Below are 14,815 nucleotides of genomic sequence, written 5' to 3'. Positions count from 1 at the left end.
AAACATTTCCTTTAAACGATGGTGACAATTTACATTCCACCTATGACATACCAAACAAAATAAATAGTCTGTGTGGACTAGTTGCTTTTTCTGACTTGCTAACCAAAAATTGCAACTATTAATAAGTAGGATATTGAAGGTAATGTGTAAAATTTAAGCTTTTAAAACTAGTCCGTTCGGACTAGAAAAAACTAAGATGCGGGGAGATTCGTTACGGAGGGATTTAAAACGAAAAACAATAAAAAATTTTACTCTATTTCTACTTGAGCATTCTAATTAAGCCCAGCTTAGCTGCCTTAACTGCCGCCTGACTTCTATTTAAAACGCTGAGTTTACGAATGACGTTCTGTACATGATTTTTTACTGTGAGCGGGCTAATACCTAAGATGGTAGAAATCTCCCAGTTGGTTTTGCCCATATGTAGCCATTGCAAAACTTCTGACTCTCTTTTTGTAATTAACCTACCCAAGTTATCAGAAGAAGTCAGGGTATTGACTCTATTACTAGTTACCCTGATAAGTACGCAGTGTAAATGCGGCATAATCAGCTCCAGCATCTGCGCATAGGCTGTATTGGCCTGTTTATGCAGCCTGGCAAAAATAACAATACTTGATAGTTCGCTTTGATTATGTCCAAAGCCATACATGACAAAGTCTTTCAATTCTGAAGTCACCAAAGCCTCTTGATCAAAATTAACAACTCTGTAGCTGCCATGCTGCATGGGCTTATCTTGGTTATTAACGAACAAGGGCAAACTTGTTTCTTGCCATAAGTTTAGTACCTGACTCACTAGACCTACGTCTCGCTCTATCACCGCAGAAAATTGGACATCACCAAAGTAGCGTGAGCTAGTAAAGTATTCAAAATGATAAGAATCATTTTCAGAAGATTTAATCCCGAAAATCATAATCTCATGCCCAACTAACCCTTGAAAACCACCCTGCAGCCAATTGAATAAATGAGTGCGCTGTGAAATGCGCAATGACTCTGAAATTACATCCATAAAATCAACGCGCTGCTCTAAACTTAGAGCATCGCTATTGTTCAATGACACACCAGAATTTAACTGAGTAGAGATGATAATTCTTCTAGTTTTTATAATGGGTATCATTTTTCATTAGTTTAGTGACACTAAGATTAAGACTAGATGTTACTTTTCTTACAGTTTTATAACAGAAGACTAATACTCACTACCTAGAGATCTCACCTAAAAGAAAGTTTTCATTTATCCATGTACCCACACAATTTCTGACTAAATTTGACAGCTCTCATCAGTTTGTAACATTGCACATGCAAACTTCCACAATGAAAAAAATTCATCTCATGCTATCTCTAAAAGTCTTGATAGCTTTATCTGTAACTTCGTCATTTGTTGCTAAAGCAGATGTTTATGTCGACTTATCGCAAACAGATGAAATTAACATAGCAAATATTTCAAACGAGCAGAACTATACGTTTAAGATTGAAGAACCAAGTTCACCTAATACTGCTACAAATGTAGCAACATTGAATAAAGTCGGCTCTGAAGATAATAAAAAACTTCCGTTCAATAATGAAGTAATCATCGCAGCGAATATAACTGGAATTGAACCTGCGTTGATTCACGCGGTAATTGCGGTTGAGTCTAAACATAACCCTCGTGCGCAGTCAATAAAGGGGGCTTATGGGTTAATGCAGTTAATGCCAGAAACCTCACGTCGGTTTAATGTGCTAGATAAAAACAATCCCAAACAAAATATTTTAGCTGGCGCAAAATATTTGCGAGAGTTGCTTAAGATATTTAATGGGGATTTAAAATTATCTTTGGCCGCTTACAACGCTGGTCCAGCCGCAGTCCAGAAATTTGGCGGGAAAATTCCACCGTATAAAGAAACAGTGAACTATGTGCCTAAAGTATTAAAGTACTATAAGCAGTATTCATAGCAACAAAGTGACTAACAAGTTCTATTGTCTAAATAGATTTACGACGAGCCCGGCGTATAAATAAACTTCCAGTCACTATATTCTTTGGCGCCACTAAAATCTCCGTATTGCGATGGAAACTCTTTTCTTTTAATCGGCTTTAAGCTTGATTGACTATAAATACCAACAATTTTATCTTGAACTAAAACTAAACCCCATTCACCCTCTCTCGTGACAGGGTCACTATATAGCTTACGTAGATGGTGTTTGATATTTGGGAATCGGCTATCAAGAATTAAATCGCTTAATTTTCTAGGGTATTGTTTTGTATCTGATGGACTGCTCTCGTAATAGCTACCAATCGCTTGACGATAGGCATTACCAATAAAAAGTAACTCTTTCTCTCTTTCGCGCTGCATATCTTGATGCCAGACAATGCCAACACCTGCCAAAGCGATACCAGATATTGCGACCATGATCATTAAACCTATATAAGTAAAGCCTAAGCATTGGCTATGCAAATTAAGGTTATTGTTACCAGTCCTCATAGCGAGTACCATCTTTTGCCACACCTTTTGAACCACTATGGATATCGTAAATATCTCCTTCTAAAGGCGGCTCTGGCGGCGTAAATATCCAAGTATTATTTTTTTCGGTGATTGGATCAACAGGCAGCTTACGAATGTATTTACGCTCGACTAAATCATCTAAGGTTCTAGGATACTGACCATTATCAGCATAATACTTATCTAGACTTTCACGCAAAGTATTAAGGTCTTGCTTTAACGTGGCATCCTTTGCCTTCTCTATGCTAGTAAAATATTTTGGTACAGCAAGTGTCAGCAATAGCGCTAATATTGACAATACAACTAAAAGCTCAACTAAAGTAAAGCCATTACTCTTATTATAAAAGCCGTTTATGTATTGGTGATTAATCTGCTTCATACGGCTTTACCATTGATTATAAGGAACGCCGTTAATACCAATTTGTTTACTCCGAGAGTACACATCATAAACATCATCACCTTCAGCGGGGCTGTTAGCCTCACTTTTATAACTACGCAAGCCCCAGTTATTTAATAAGTCATTGCCAGATTGACTACTGGCCTGATCGACCGACTGCATAGGGTCGAGCGGAATGCTACGTAGAAATCTTATTTTATGTTTATTGGGGTCTTTTTCATCCACCACCCCATTGACTAACACATCTAAGCTAGGCGGATACCCAGATTGGCTTATCGTCTTTTTAATTGGGCCATTCTCAATATCGGCCACCTTTTTGTATGCATCTATCGCCTCACGAATTTGCCGTAAATTAGCGCGCAACTCATTCTCTTTAACGCGCTGTACGCTCAACTGCAACATTGGTAGAGCTACCGTCGCTAAAATTGCTACGATTGCAACCGTCACCACCAACTCTATCAATGTAAATCCGCTATTTTTCATAGAAATAAGCTATCACTAGTGTGGAACAACTTCTGTGCCTTCTGGATTGACGCTAGGTGGAGTCTCTGGCTGCGATTGCTCTGTAGTTTCTGGAGCTGGTGCCTCTAGGGTCGGAGCAGGCTGTTCAACAGGATTATTACCTTCGCGCCTTAAGCGAAGTCTTTCTTTGGCTCTCTCTTCTGGAGTCATAGCTTCAGTAGATGCAGGCATATTAAGGATTGGTTTATCTGAAATTACCGTATCTGTACCAGACCAATATTCAGAAATTTCTGCACTTGGTCTTGTTATATTCGAAACGATTCTAGGTGTAATTGCCAAAACGATTTCAGTCTTACTTTTCTGATCCTGCTGGTTTGAAAATAAACGTCCGATTAAAGGAATATCACCAAGACCTGGCAATTTGCTCGTATTCTTACGCTCATCGTCCGATATCAAACCAGCAAGCACCTGAGTTTCACCATTTTTTAGACGCAATATGGTATTAGCGTTACGTGTTCCTATGGTGTAGACGGTTGCACCATTTCTTGTCACCGTTTTTTCACCAAGAGAGCTCACTTCAAGCGCGATTTTAATATTCACATAGTTATCAGGCGTAATTCTTGGCTCAACATTAAGCGTTAAACCAACATCAACATATTGCACACTTTCAGAAATACCAACATTGGCAGTTGAGGTTGTGGTGATGACAGGGACTTTATCCCCAACTAAAATTTTGGCTTTTTCATTATTACGCACTCTAATTCTTGGATTTGAAAGCACATTTACATCACCTGTTGTTTTTCTAAAATTGACGGCTGGGTTAGGTGATACATCAAATCGACTTTTACTAAGATTCAGCAAACCTTCTAAAGTTAACTGACTAGACGTATTGACCGTGGAGCTTGCAACAACGCCAGTGGCTGATGTAACGGTAGTGATTGGAATCAGGCTATTTATGCCGATTCGACTTGGATACTCAATGCCCAACTCTTGCAAACGACTTCTATTCACTTCAAAAACCTCGATATCCAGCATCACTTCAGGGTCGGCTAAATCATTCGCTGCAACTAATTTTTCTGCGATACGAATCACCTCTGGCGTATCGCGCATGGTCATCATATTCAAACGATCATCCACAAATATGTCTTTAGTTTTAAGCATAGACTTAACGAGCGCCGCAACCTGCTTGGCGGTTGTGTTACTTAGATAAAAACTACGAATCATCAAATCCTGATAGTCTTTTAACTTTTGAGGACTACTAGGAAAGACTAGAACCGTATTTTCTGACAACACTTTTTTCTGTAAGCCATTGCTAGACAACACCATTTCAATCGCATCCTCAATACGCGCTTTTTTAACAAAAATTGTAGCTTTTGCGTCGGGTTTAATATCTTTATCTAATATGAAATTTACTCCTGTTGCGCGTGACAGTGCCTCAAAGGCAATTTTAATATTGACATCACGCAGCTCTAAAGTCACAGGCTTATCAAACTCAACCTTAAGCTGAGGTGGCTTTGAATTCAACGGGGCTGATTTATCGTTAATCTGTTGCTGAAGCTTCAGCGCCTGCTCATGAAGAGGGTTTTCTATAAGCACCTCATGAATAACATCTTTGGCTTCTTCTAACTTATTACTCTCAATAAGTTCAGCCGCTTTAGCCAGTTTTTTTGATTGCGCTAACTCACGATTAACCTTATTTTTTTCGTTAATTGCACTAGGATTATCTGGAAGAATTTCTAGCACACGATCATAAATACTATTGGCATTTTCATACATGCCCTTTGACCTAGCCTGTTCAGCCTCTGCAAATAGCTTAGTCACAGCTAATTCATTCGTCACAATTAAATTCTTACGGCTAACAGTTCCATCTGGATCTTTAGCTACTTTTTGTTTTGCCTCAGCAACTTGGGCTTCTGGTGTTATATTTTTATCGCTGTGTTTATCCCAAGGTGCAAAAGCGCAGCCATTCAGCTGTGATATAAGCAACGCCAATAATAAATAGTGTCGATCAAATTGATTTGAGTAATATTTACTTTTATTTAACTGCATGCATAAGTCCTTTTACTGATTTACTTCTATTGCTGTTGGCACAACCTGCCTTGCGGATTTTGATAGGACTTGCTTTAAATCAAGTGGTATAAAAGTGAGTCGAATTGAGCTGACATCTTCACTGTCCAGCTTCCATTGCGCGTTAATTTTCTCACCCATCACCACTGACAATAGTTTGTTATTTTCCATTAAGAAAATCTGCGTACCTTTTGGCGAGTTTTCTAATTTACCCACATAAGTAAAAGGTACAGGAGGAGCTTCCGGCTTTGGTGGTGCGACTGGTGGCAGCTTCTTCACTGGTGGCACAACAATCCATGAATGCACTTTAAATACATCGCTGGATTTATTATCTAGATGCTCACGCTCTAATTTATGCCAAGGAATTGGGCTGTTAACTAAGGAGTTTTCTATCTTCTTTGAAGCTGATGATTGATCTTGTTTAGTTTGTCCATATTTACGCTTTGAAGTCTGATTATCATCAGTTGATGTCTTATTTACTTCAAGTTGATTATTGGCCTCTTTGTCAGCGTCTTCGCCCTTAAACGCAGTCCACGCCGTGAAAACTAAGGTAATAAACAACACGATATAAAGCCATTTATTAGATGTTTTTGCTTTGCTATTCTCAGCTTTAGTAATATTTACCATGCATCACCTTTTAAAAACAGTACGAACACTAACCGCGCTTCAACTGTCGGTGATAAAGAGTTTTCTCGTTTAATTTGTAGATCACTTAATGCTAATGCAGGTAATGCGTGTAAGACATCCGCAATAAATTGATGGACTTGCGTATATTTCCCCATAACTGGTATGACTATTTCGTAGCGTAACAACTGTCCCTGTTTGGTCTGCGAAAATTTATAATCGCCTCGATTTAAAATTAAATGCTGTTTAATTGCGATCTCATCAATCAAGTTCAACCACTTAGGTAAGCTAGCTCCTACAGGAAACCTCTTGTAAAACTCGTTTATATCTTGCGTAGTTGTCTGCAAAGGCAATGCTTGCGGGCGAGCTATATTCGTTACATTTTTCTTTGTATGACTCAATTCATATTGAGTTGATTTAATTTGCTGCTCTAGCGTATCTATTTTCACTATATAAAATATGATGCAGCCAAGCAATACTCCAGCCCCGACCAAGCCCCATAAGCCAAGTGCTCTAACAGCTCTGCCCAACAACCAGTAAAAATAATATATATCCAGTTTTCTCATCATTTATTACTCTGACAACAGCCACTGTGCCGATAATGTGAACTTCACTGGTTTAAATGGATGAGCCTCATCAATATTGTATTTTTGCAGGTAGACCTTATCTAGCATGGGTTGCGCTTCTAACTTCTGGATATAGTCCAATGCCACTTGCAAATTCTTAGCCTCCCCTACAATGCTAACTAGTTGTTTTTTGCTGTTTGGTTCTAAACTAAGCAAGGCAATATCCTGCATATCAGACTTCTCAATGCCCTGTAAAAGCTCACCCCACGGAATAATCAGCGCCCCAATCGTCACCTGAATCTGTTGCATCTGCTCTGAGGATATTTCTGACTTAACCATTTGGATCTGTGGTTTCTCATGAGCAATCTGGCGACTCATTTGGCTTACTTTAAATGCAACTGCACTCTGCTCAAGCACTCTACCTTCATAAAGTTGCCAAGTAAGAATAGCCATCACTACACTAGTCAATAAAACAGCTAGCCCGGCCAAGCTCCAGCTTGATATTGAGAAAGTCGATTGATTAATAAAGTCTAACTGCAATCTCACAGTGCAGCCTCAAGCATTGCAAAGTGATAATTACTTAATTTATTCAAGGTGTTGATACGCTTTAGCTGCCAACCGTCGATGCTATTAATTACAATGTTTTTCTGAACTGGTGCATAAACTAGAATCTCTCTACTTTTGTTGTCACTTGTGTTGCTTTCACTGAGTACGGACTCACGAACCATCAAACTTTTCAACTCAGCTTGCCAATCACTGCCCAAGTTAAACATACGGACATTCACACATTTGCCTTGCTGTAAGTTAATCAACAACAATCGCTTAAATTCAACAATGACTAGGTATCCACTACTACGGCCGATTTGTTTGGTTAACTTGTTAAATGCACTCATCAGATAAGGTTTTACAGTGATGAGTTTAAGCTGGTATTTAAGTGCAACTTGATTGAGTGTTTCTAGTAGTCGCTTATCGATGGCTGCGACAATTGTTGTGTCATGCATAGCTGTGTCTTGTAGCCTTACCTCCCACTCATCCACCACTGAACCGTAAATTTCTCGATAGGCTGCAGTCGCATAGGCTATTTTCTCAGCTGTATTCATGTATAACGGCTGTGGAGGAAGCGCCAAATATCGCACAAACTCACTTGCCAGCGTAATGTCGAGCTTAGACTTTGGCTTTACTTTCATAGTATTAATCAAAATATCAAGTTGATTAATCGCGGGCTGCCAAATCACTACTTCAGCATTTGAATTATCTATTTGCTTTGGGAAATGCACTTGTTTTTGATCAACAATGCGTCGACGTAACCCTAGCGTTCGCCTCACAACAGCAACGCTGTCTGTTCCTAGCACGGCCAACACCTGGTTAACCAACAAAAGTGACACGATTGATCTCCTGTAAAGTGGTTAATCCATTGCCTACCGCTTCAAGAGCAGCTTCTCTTATTGTGCGCATTCCACTTCTTTTTGCGGCTTCTTTTAACTTGCGTATTGGTTCTCGTGCAACAATCATTTCTCGTAACTCATCATTAAGTATTAGTAACTCTGCAACGGCTTTTCGACCGCGATAGCCTGTGCCTCTGCAATGCCCGCAGCCTTTAGCTTCTTTAAACTTCATACCAATTGCCATTTCTTGGCTAATGCCTGAATCAGCTAACAATTGGTTATCCGGTTGGTAGTCTTCAGCGCAGTGGGGGCAAATAGAGCGTATGAGGCGTTGTGCCATAATGCCGTTCATCGCAGAAACAAAGTTATAGGGGTCGACGCCCATGTGCATGAAGCGGCCAATCACGTCTAATACGTTATTAGCGTGAACCGTGGTGAACACCAAATGCCCTGTGAGTGCAGCTTGAACGGCAATTTGTGCGGTTTCAGAGTCTCGAATCTCACCGACCATAATTTTGTCAGGGTCATGCCGTAAAATTGAGCGTAAGCCTTTTGCAAAAGTGAGGCCTTTTTTCTCATTGACCGGAATTTGCAACACACCAGGCAATTGATACTCTACGGGGTCTTCAATCGTAATGATTTTATCGTGCCCAGTATTCACCTCTGAGATTGCCGCATAGAGTGAAGTGGTCTTTCCGCTACCAGTAGGCCCTGTGACTAATACCATGCCATAAGGCTCAAGCGCTAAGCGACGGAATTGTGTGATTATTTTTTCATCAAAGCCTAAGACATGTAAGCTTAGCCCTTGTGCTTCTTCTGAAAGCGCTTTTCTATCAAGTACACGTAAAACCGCATCTTCGCCAAACACACTAGGCATGATAGAAACTCGAAAATCGACATCACGGCCTTGAACGATCACTTTAAAACGCCCATCTTGTGGCGTGCGTCGTTCAGCAATATCAAGCTGTGCCATCACCTTAACGCGTGAAATTGCCTGGTCTGCATTATCCATACCTTGCATACCACCGACGCCGTTCATTACGCCATCAATGCGGTATTTAATAGATAAACCTGAACTAGAACACTCTAGATGAATATCACTAGCGCCGATTTTTAACGCATCGTAAAGCGTCGAGTTAATCAGCTTAATTATTGGGTTGGAATCTTCATTAATCGACTTTAATGATAAATTGGCAACGGCCTCGTCTGCTTCCGCTATAGGGTGATTCTCTTCGCCATGTATACCATCCATCGCGCGCATGGTTTCCTCATGACGCGCTAAAAATGCTGCAATATCGTTGCGATGCGCTAAACGCCACGTAAAGGCTTGTTTAATATTTTCTAACGCCCACTCTTGTAAGCTTTCATTAAACGGATCCGCAAACACTAATATCAGCTTATAATTTGGCGTGTTTTCATCTGATATAAAAGCTAGACACTCTTTCTGCTGCGCCTTCGAAAATGGGATGATTTCAAAAGCTGCGGTCAAGCTATGAAGCTCTTTCATGCTAATCGCGTCAAAATGCAGCGTTTGACTTAGCGCTTGCAAAAAGTCTTCTTGATTGTATTGAGTAAGGTCTTCTAATATCTCAACGATTCGGCGTTGCTGGATGCTCGCTTGTGATTTAGCCTGCCTAATCTGCTCCACATGAATGACGATAGGATTTTTAAGCTCGGTCATCTCATCAATATCAATCGTATTGACGGATTTTTGTAAAATCGCATTCATTGAATGTTTCCTGCTAGCTCAAAAATTGGCATGTAAAGAAGTAAAACAACAACGCCGATTACCAGCCCTATTAGCAACATCAATATGGGTTCAAATAGCTTGGTAAACCAATCAATCCAGCGTGCTAGCTCTTCATCATAAAATGAGGCAATACGCTCCATCATGTCGCCTATTCTTCCGCCACGTTCGCCTACACGTAGCATACGTAGTGCAATCGGCGTTGTTAAGCCAGCTTGCTCCATCGCCACTGAAATAGTCTGCCCTTCTTGTATTGCAGCAGATGCTTGCTTCATTTTCGCCTGAAGCACCACATCCAATAAACCTGCAACAGAATCCAAAGCGACGATAATCGATGTGCCACCCTTAAGCAGCATGCCTAAAGTTCGATAAAATCGTGCTAATTGAAAAATACGTAATCGCTTGCCCAGCGCTGGTACTTTCCAGATAAGTTGTATGATTGATTTACGCACTGAAGCTTGTGATAAACCAAAGACCAAACCTGCAATAAACAACACTACAAATATGAGCAACTCTTTACCGTGGCTTTCCAAAAAAAGCCCCCAGGCTAATAATACCTGTGACAAAAATGGTAGATTTCCGCCAGTACCTTCATAAATTCGACTAAATTTAGGCACAACAAAGCCGAGTAGAAACAGAATCACCAAGCCACCAACTGCCATTAACAAAATTGGATAGATTGAAGAAGATACTATTTTCTTCTTTACCAAACCCAGCTGCTGCTCATAGCTCACATAGCGACTTAAAGCCTCTGGCAAATCACCAGTTTTCTCGCTGGCGCGAACTGTAGCAATGTATAAAACTGGAAAAATCAATGGTTGCTGTTCTAATGCTGATGAAAATGTCTGCCCTTGATATAAAGCCTGCAACAAGGCATCTAGCGTATGTTTTATTTGATTGCCTTGCTCTTTTTCAGCAAGCGTTTCAATGGCTTCGACAAGATTTAACCCGGCCTCTAATAAGGCAAGCAGCTCTTGGCTAAATAAAGCTAAGGGGAATTTTTTGTTTTGACGATTACTTAGTGCGGAACTTGTAGACTTTGCAGTAATTGGTGTGAATCCTCGCGACTGCACTTGTGCAAGTGCGTCTTGGGCATGGGCAGCCGAAATGCTTAACAGCACCATTTCTTTTCCACGAACGGCTTTAACTTGAAATTCCATCGAGTTGAACTAAGTTACCAGCTAACGACGTCTTCTGATTCTTTAGTTCCGCCCTGCTGCGCATCTTTACCTAAAGAATATAAGTCAAAATCTCCATGCTCACCTGGTGCCTTATAGAGGTAAGGCTTATTCCACGGGTCATTCGGGACATCCTTCTTAAGATACGGACCAGACCATTTTGCGTCATTTGCAACGTTTTTATTTAACGCAGCTAAGCCCTGCTCAGAACTAGGATACTGCCCAACATCAATACGATATTGATCTAAAGCCTTACCGAGTGAGTCGATTTGCGCACGTGCGGTTTTAGTTTCAGACTTACCAATTTGTTCAAAATACTTTGGGCCAACGTAACCAGCAAGCAAGCCAATGATGACCATCACGACTAACAATTCAAGCAGTGTAAAACCTTGAGCTTTAGATTGCTGGCGAAGCTTAAAAACATTTAAATTTGACATATATTTGCACATAGTGAATTTCACGTGGCAATTTTAGTCATTCTTGTTTTCAGTAAGATTTCATATTTGTGACATTTTTGTCACAAAGCAATGGCATGCTTTCACTCGAGCATTTACAACCTAGAGTTAAATCCTTGCTTGCGCATAATCCATTGGATAAATGACTTTCTCGCGCGCATCCGACCAAATCAAGTCACAGCTATCGTCATCTACATGCACCATTCTGCCGTACTTATCAACACAGTACTCACCGCAGACGATCATTTCTTCAAAGCTGAAATCTTGTCCAACACGGGTGTATTCAAATAAGACGCTACGCACGACTTTGCCGCCCCGCTGCACGTGGCAACCATCGCTAATCCAAGTAGGACCAACAATCTCAGCACCTTTATCTACACGAGCGCCCGAACCTATATACACAGGGCCTTCAATCTTTGTATTTTCCCAATCAATACGAACATTCAAGCCTACCCATACGCCTGGTCTAATTTGCTTACCTGGCATGTTCATTGAGGGTACTTCACCCTGCATCAATTGTTGCATGACTTCCCAGTAATCAGTGACTAGCCCAATATCAATCCAATTAAAATTTTGGTTAATCGCATAGAAAGGTAAACCTTTGTCTACCAGTAATGGAAATAAATCTGAACCTATATCAAAGGTACTGCCTGATGGAATAAGATTAATCGCCTCAGGTTCGAATATATAAATACCTGTACTAGCGAGATTGGATTTGGCTATAGTCTGACTTGGCTTCTCTTGAAAAGAAACAATCTTTCCATTTTCATCAGTCAACACAATACCGTAATCTGACACCTTATCCATAGGTACTTCTTTTGCCACTAAACTCACTAAAGCACCCTTCCTGCGGTGCTCAGCAACTGCAGCTGTGATATCTAAATCAATAATTGCATCGCCACATATCACAATGGTAGTTTCATTAAAAAAACCACCGAAATCTTGAATCTTGCGCATACCGCCAGCTGAACCAACGGGGCTAGGAACAATCTTTCCGTTACTGATATCGCCCTCAAAAGAGTAACCAATTTCAATACCAAATCGATGACCATCACCAAAGTATTGTTGTATTTTTTCATGCAGGTAACTAACGTTAACCATGACTTCATTAACATTATGTTTTGCTAAGTGCTCTATAAGGTATGCCATTACAGGCTTACCTAATAGCGGAATCATCGGCTTAGGAAGCTCATAGGTCAAAGGACGTACTCGCGTACCTTTACCCGCGGCTAAAATCATGGCTTTCATTACTTAAACTTTCTTGGAATATCAGAGCTAATATCAAGGAGTTGATATATAGGATCGAACTATAGAGTCTAATTATTAACGATTAATGACCGACTTAATAAAACACTAAATGTATTAAAAAAATGCGGCTTAAAATAAGCCGCATAGTCAATAACTGCATATATTAATTTTTTCTACGTTTGATGAAACCAAGCATTAGTAAGCCAGCTAACATTAATGCGTAGGCAGTTGGCTCCGGAACTGGGTCGCAATGGGTATTATCCCAGTTGTGATGGTTATTTGAGCCATTATGACCTCCCCATCCATGTTGATCCCAATCTAAACCTTTAAGCTTCTCGCCAAATACCACAAACACTAGAAATGCAGAATGATTATTAACAGCCTGTAAAAAATAGTTAGAGTTATTCTCAGTTAAAAACTTATAACCACCAAACCAGCTAATCACTTCAGAATACTTACTCTCAGACTCAAATTTTGATTGGAAACTATCGACTGAAAATTGTTTACGATCGTCTGGTTTTGAATAGGATGAGAATTTATTTGACGCCCCTACAAGATAATGACTATCTAAATCAGCCATCGGTTTTGAGAAGTCCTTGAAAAAACGTTCATCTTCATTAGCAACAAAAATGTTTTTTGCACGGTCGTGCTTAGAACTGTCGTGATTATTCGCAGCTGCAACTGCAGGTGCAACAGCAAAGGTAATTGCCAAGACAAAGTTTGATAGCTTCATAATTCATTCCTAAATAGTATTTCCAAAGTTGGATGTTCAGATTAGCCTCGGAATATGACAATCTAAATTTATTTAGGGTAAAAATCATAGTCTACTAAGACTACAGTAGACCAAATGGGTGGTGTTATGAAATGATACTGTAACATTTGTATCATCTGTTTTTCTTAATTGGAGTCGGTTGGATTAATTGAGTCGATGTCGACTAGATACAAATAAATTCAAAAAATATTTAGGTAAAACTTATGATGGAAGTAGGGAATAAACTTTTGAAGTCTCAAGTTTCGTTGCAGGCTAGCTAATTACGACGGAGAGTTAATCAACTTGAGTAGAGTTAAATTAATTTTGTAAGTTTAGTCTGCTAAAAATTAGAAATAAACTACCCGTTTACGCTATTTCAGACACCAAGAAACGCATAGCTTATATTCTCCGCAAGCACGCAGTAATTTCTTCCAAGAAACAAACTTAGGTAGAAACCAAGTGAAATAGGCACGTAAATTACTGATGATATGATTGACTAGAAATTTTTGGAGGCGCGAACCAGAGTCGAACTGGTCTAAACGGCTTTGCAGGCCGCGGCATAACCGCTTTGCTATCGCGCCTTATGTGTAGAGTTATTATGAACAATAATTCTACATTAAAAGCTGAAACTAAAACGGCGAAAGCTTATTAGCATTCGCCGTTTTATATACTACTACCAAATTCGTGGAGCGGGAAACGAGACTCGAACTCGCGACCTATACCTTGGCAAGGTATCGCTCTACCAGCTGAGCTATTCCCGCGTCGTTAAGACAGGCGCCATTATAGCGACTTTCAGAATGTCGTCAATACCAATCGACATTCAAATTGCATATTTATTTCAGTTTTATTTTCCTTTTAATTTTGGCCATGCTGCCTTTAAATAATAAGCCATTGATAGCAATGTTAAAAATGCCGCCAACACGATTAAAACGTGTCCAAACAGCTGAGTTGGAAAAACGCCTAAGCTACCTAAATCAATCTCATCCCAATATAACAAGAACAAAATCGCGAGCATTTGTGCGGCAGTTTTGACTTTACCTATCATTGCGACACCTACACTACTGCGTTGCCCTTCGCCCGCCATCCATTCACGAAGCGCACTAATGGCGATTTCGCGTCCAATAATAATTAAAGAAACAATCGCACCTACGCGACCAAACTCTACCAGCACAATTAATGCAGCCGCCACCATGAGTTTATCTGCAACAGGATCTAAAAAAGCACCAAACGATGAGGTTTGATTCCAACGCCGCGCCAAGTAACCATCTAGCCAATCAGTAAATGACGCAATCGCAAATATCACAGTAATGAATATATTGACCGAATGTGAAGGCATCGCACTTAACTTGTGGAGATTCTCCGGCCAATAGAAAGCACCTACAAAGACAGGAATCAGCAAAATGCGTAACCATGTGAGCATGGTTGGAATGTTAATTTTCATTTAACGTCCCGCCCCGTCACGTCTTT

General features: G+C 40.1%; 16 protein-coding genes and 2 tRNA genes. 1 reads left to right on the top strand and 17 read right to left on the bottom strand.

All coding sequences use genetic code 11. The annotated features are described in order from the left end of the window. Nucleotides 1-259: 259 nt before the first annotated feature. A complete protein-coding gene (gene epsA / locus PSU72_RS03475) occupies nucleotides 260-1,048 on the bottom strand; it encodes an XrtB/PEP-CTERM-associated transcriptional regulator EpsA (RefSeq protein WP_300430696.1) in 789 nt (262 codons plus the stop codon). Between the two features lie 257 nt (nucleotides 1,049-1,305). On the opposite strand from epsA, the gene PSU72_RS03470 reads away from it, so the two are divergent. Next, on the top strand, nucleotides 1,306-1,923 hold the full coding sequence (locus PSU72_RS03470; RefSeq protein ID WP_300430695.1) for a lytic transglycosylase domain-containing protein: 618 nt from the start codon (nucleotides 1,306-1,308) through the stop codon (nucleotides 1,921-1,923). A 38-nt stretch (nucleotides 1,924-1,961) separates the two neighbouring features. On the opposite strand, the gene PSU72_RS03465 is transcribed toward PSU72_RS03470, so the two are convergent. The 16 genes from PSU72_RS03465 to pgsA all read right to left on the bottom strand — a co-directional run bounded on the left by PSU72_RS03465 (nucleotide 1,962) and on the right by pgsA (nucleotide 14,789). Next, a complete protein-coding gene (locus PSU72_RS03465) occupies nucleotides 1,962-2,378 on the bottom strand; it encodes a type II secretion system protein (RefSeq protein ID WP_300430693.1) in 417 nt (138 codons plus the stop codon). Nucleotides 2,379-2,436: 58 nt separating this feature from the next. Beyond that, nucleotides 2,437-2,847, bottom strand: coding sequence for a type II secretion system protein (locus tag PSU72_RS03460; RefSeq protein WP_300430692.1), 411 nt, complete (start codon nucleotides 2,845-2,847; stop codon nucleotides 2,437-2,439). A 6-nt stretch (nucleotides 2,848-2,853) separates the two neighbouring features. Continuing rightward, entirely contained in the window at nucleotides 2,854-3,348 is a 495-nt protein-coding gene (locus tag PSU72_RS03455; protein ID WP_300430690.1) for a type II secretion system protein, read from the bottom strand. Nucleotides 3,349-3,363: 15 nt separating this feature from the next. Beyond that, nucleotides 3,364-5,376 carry a secretin N-terminal domain-containing protein gene (locus tag PSU72_RS03450; protein ID WP_300430688.1) on the bottom strand — a complete coding sequence of 671 codons (2,013 nt, stop codon included), beginning with the start codon at nucleotides 5,374-5,376 and terminating at the stop codon, nucleotides 3,364-3,366. A 12-nt stretch (nucleotides 5,377-5,388) separates the two neighbouring features. Further along, nucleotides 5,389-6,021: a hypothetical protein gene (locus PSU72_RS03445; protein ID WP_300430686.1), complete on the bottom strand. Its 633-nt coding sequence runs from the start codon at nucleotides 6,019-6,021 to the stop codon at nucleotides 5,389-5,391. Continuing rightward, nucleotides 6,015-6,587 carry a type 4a pilus biogenesis protein PilO gene (gene pilO, locus PSU72_RS03440; protein WP_300430684.1) on the bottom strand — a complete coding sequence of 191 codons (573 nt, stop codon included), beginning with the start codon at nucleotides 6,585-6,587 and terminating at the stop codon, nucleotides 6,015-6,017. The genes PSU72_RS03445 and pilO overlap by 7 nt, the downstream gene beginning before the upstream one ends. A 3-nt stretch (nucleotides 6,588-6,590) precedes the next feature. Further along, nucleotides 6,591-7,130, bottom strand: a complete 540-nt coding sequence (locus tag PSU72_RS03435; RefSeq protein WP_300430682.1) for a hypothetical protein — start codon at nucleotides 7,128-7,130, stop codon at nucleotides 6,591-6,593. Next, a complete protein-coding gene (locus tag PSU72_RS03430; protein ID WP_300430680.1) occupies nucleotides 7,127-7,969 on the bottom strand; it encodes a hypothetical protein in 843 nt (280 codons plus the stop codon). The genes PSU72_RS03435 and PSU72_RS03430 overlap by 4 nt, the downstream gene beginning before the upstream one ends. Continuing rightward, nucleotides 7,950-9,650 (bottom strand): GspE/PulE family protein, encoded by a 1,701-nt coding sequence (locus PSU72_RS03425; RefSeq protein ID WP_300431596.1) that lies wholly within the window; start codon nucleotides 9,648-9,650, stop codon nucleotides 7,950-7,952. The genes PSU72_RS03430 and PSU72_RS03425 overlap by 20 nt, the downstream gene beginning before the upstream one ends. A gap of 44 nt (nucleotides 9,651-9,694) precedes the next feature. Next, nucleotides 9,695-10,876 (bottom strand): type II secretion system F family protein, encoded by a 1,182-nt coding sequence (locus tag PSU72_RS03420; protein WP_300430678.1) that lies wholly within the window; start codon nucleotides 10,874-10,876, stop codon nucleotides 9,695-9,697. A gap of 14 nt (nucleotides 10,877-10,890) precedes the next feature. Next, entirely contained in the window at nucleotides 10,891-11,331 is a 441-nt protein-coding gene (gene gspG / locus PSU72_RS03415; protein ID WP_300430676.1) for a type II secretion system major pseudopilin GspG, read from the bottom strand. Between the two features lie 126 nt (nucleotides 11,332-11,457). Continuing rightward, nucleotides 11,458-12,597 (bottom strand): NDP-sugar synthase, encoded by a 1,140-nt coding sequence (locus PSU72_RS03410; RefSeq protein WP_300430674.1) that lies wholly within the window; start codon nucleotides 12,595-12,597, stop codon nucleotides 11,458-11,460. Nucleotides 12,598-12,760: 163 nt separating this feature from the next. Continuing rightward, a complete protein-coding gene (locus PSU72_RS03405; RefSeq protein ID WP_300430673.1) occupies nucleotides 12,761-13,330 on the bottom strand; it encodes a PEP-CTERM sorting domain-containing protein in 570 nt (189 codons plus the stop codon). A gap of 525 nt (nucleotides 13,331-13,855) precedes the next feature. Beyond that, nucleotides 13,856-13,929: transfer RNA gene (locus tag PSU72_RS03400), tRNA-Cys, on the bottom strand. A gap of 104 nt (nucleotides 13,930-14,033) precedes the next feature. Beyond that, a tRNA-Gly gene (locus tag PSU72_RS03395) sits at nucleotides 14,034-14,109 on the bottom strand. A gap of 83 nt (nucleotides 14,110-14,192) precedes the next feature. Next, a complete protein-coding gene (gene pgsA / locus PSU72_RS03390) occupies nucleotides 14,193-14,789 on the bottom strand; it encodes a CDP-diacylglycerol--glycerol-3-phosphate 3-phosphatidyltransferase (RefSeq protein WP_300430671.1) in 597 nt (198 codons plus the stop codon). Nucleotides 14,790-14,815: the final 26 nt, after the last annotated feature.

This window comes from Methylotenera sp., assembly GCF_029945535.1.
In the GTDB taxonomy this organism is placed as follows: domain Bacteria; phylum Pseudomonadota; class Gammaproteobacteria; order Burkholderiales; family Methylophilaceae; genus Methylotenera.
Note: the sequence above shows the minus strand (reverse complement) of the source record. Positions and strands in the feature narration are given on the sequence as shown.

Excerpts from the sequence above, each read along its gene's own strand:
- PSU72_RS03470 (WP_300430695.1), top strand. The coding sequence starts at position 1,306 with ATGAAAAAAATTCATCTCATGCTATCTCTAAAAGTCTTGATAGCTTTA.
- PSU72_RS03465 (WP_300430693.1), bottom strand. The coding sequence starts at position 2,378 with ATGGTCGCAATATCTGGTATCGCTTTGGCAGGTGTTGGCATTGTCTGG.
- PSU72_RS03460 (WP_300430692.1), bottom strand. The coding sequence starts at position 2,847 with ATGAAGCAGATTAATCACCAATACATAAACGGCTTTTATAATAAGAGT.
- PSU72_RS03455 (WP_300430690.1), bottom strand. The coding sequence starts at position 3,348 with ATGAAAAATAGCGGATTTACATTGATAGAGTTGGTGGTGACGGTTGCA.
- PSU72_RS03450 (WP_300430688.1), bottom strand. The coding sequence starts at position 5,376 with ATGCAGTTAAATAAAAGTAAATATTACTCAAATCAATTTGATCGACAC.
- PSU72_RS03445 (WP_300430686.1), bottom strand. The coding sequence starts at position 6,021 with ATGGTAAATATTACTAAAGCTGAGAATAGCAAAGCAAAAACATCTAAT.
- pilO (WP_300430684.1), bottom strand. The coding sequence starts at position 6,587 with ATGATGAGAAAACTGGATATATATTATTTTTACTGGTTGTTGGGCAGA.
- PSU72_RS03425 (WP_300431596.1), bottom strand. The coding sequence starts at position 9,650 with ATGACCGAGCTTAAAAATCCTATCGTCATTCATGTGGAGCAGATTAGG.
- PSU72_RS03420 (WP_300430678.1), bottom strand. The coding sequence starts at position 10,876 with ATGGAATTTCAAGTTAAAGCCGTTCGTGGAAAAGAAATGGTGCTGTTA.
- gspG (WP_300430676.1), bottom strand. The coding sequence starts at position 11,331 with ATGTCAAATTTAAATGTTTTTAAGCTTCGCCAGCAATCTAAAGCTCAA.
- PSU72_RS03410 (WP_300430674.1), bottom strand. The coding sequence starts at position 12,597 with ATGAAAGCCATGATTTTAGCCGCGGGTAAAGGTACGCGAGTACGTCCT.
- PSU72_RS03405 (WP_300430673.1), bottom strand. The coding sequence starts at position 13,330 with ATGAAGCTATCAAACTTTGTCTTGGCAATTACCTTTGCTGTTGCACCT.
- pgsA (WP_300430671.1), bottom strand. The coding sequence starts at position 14,789 with ATGAAAATTAACATTCCAACCATGCTCACATGGTTACGCATTTTGCTG.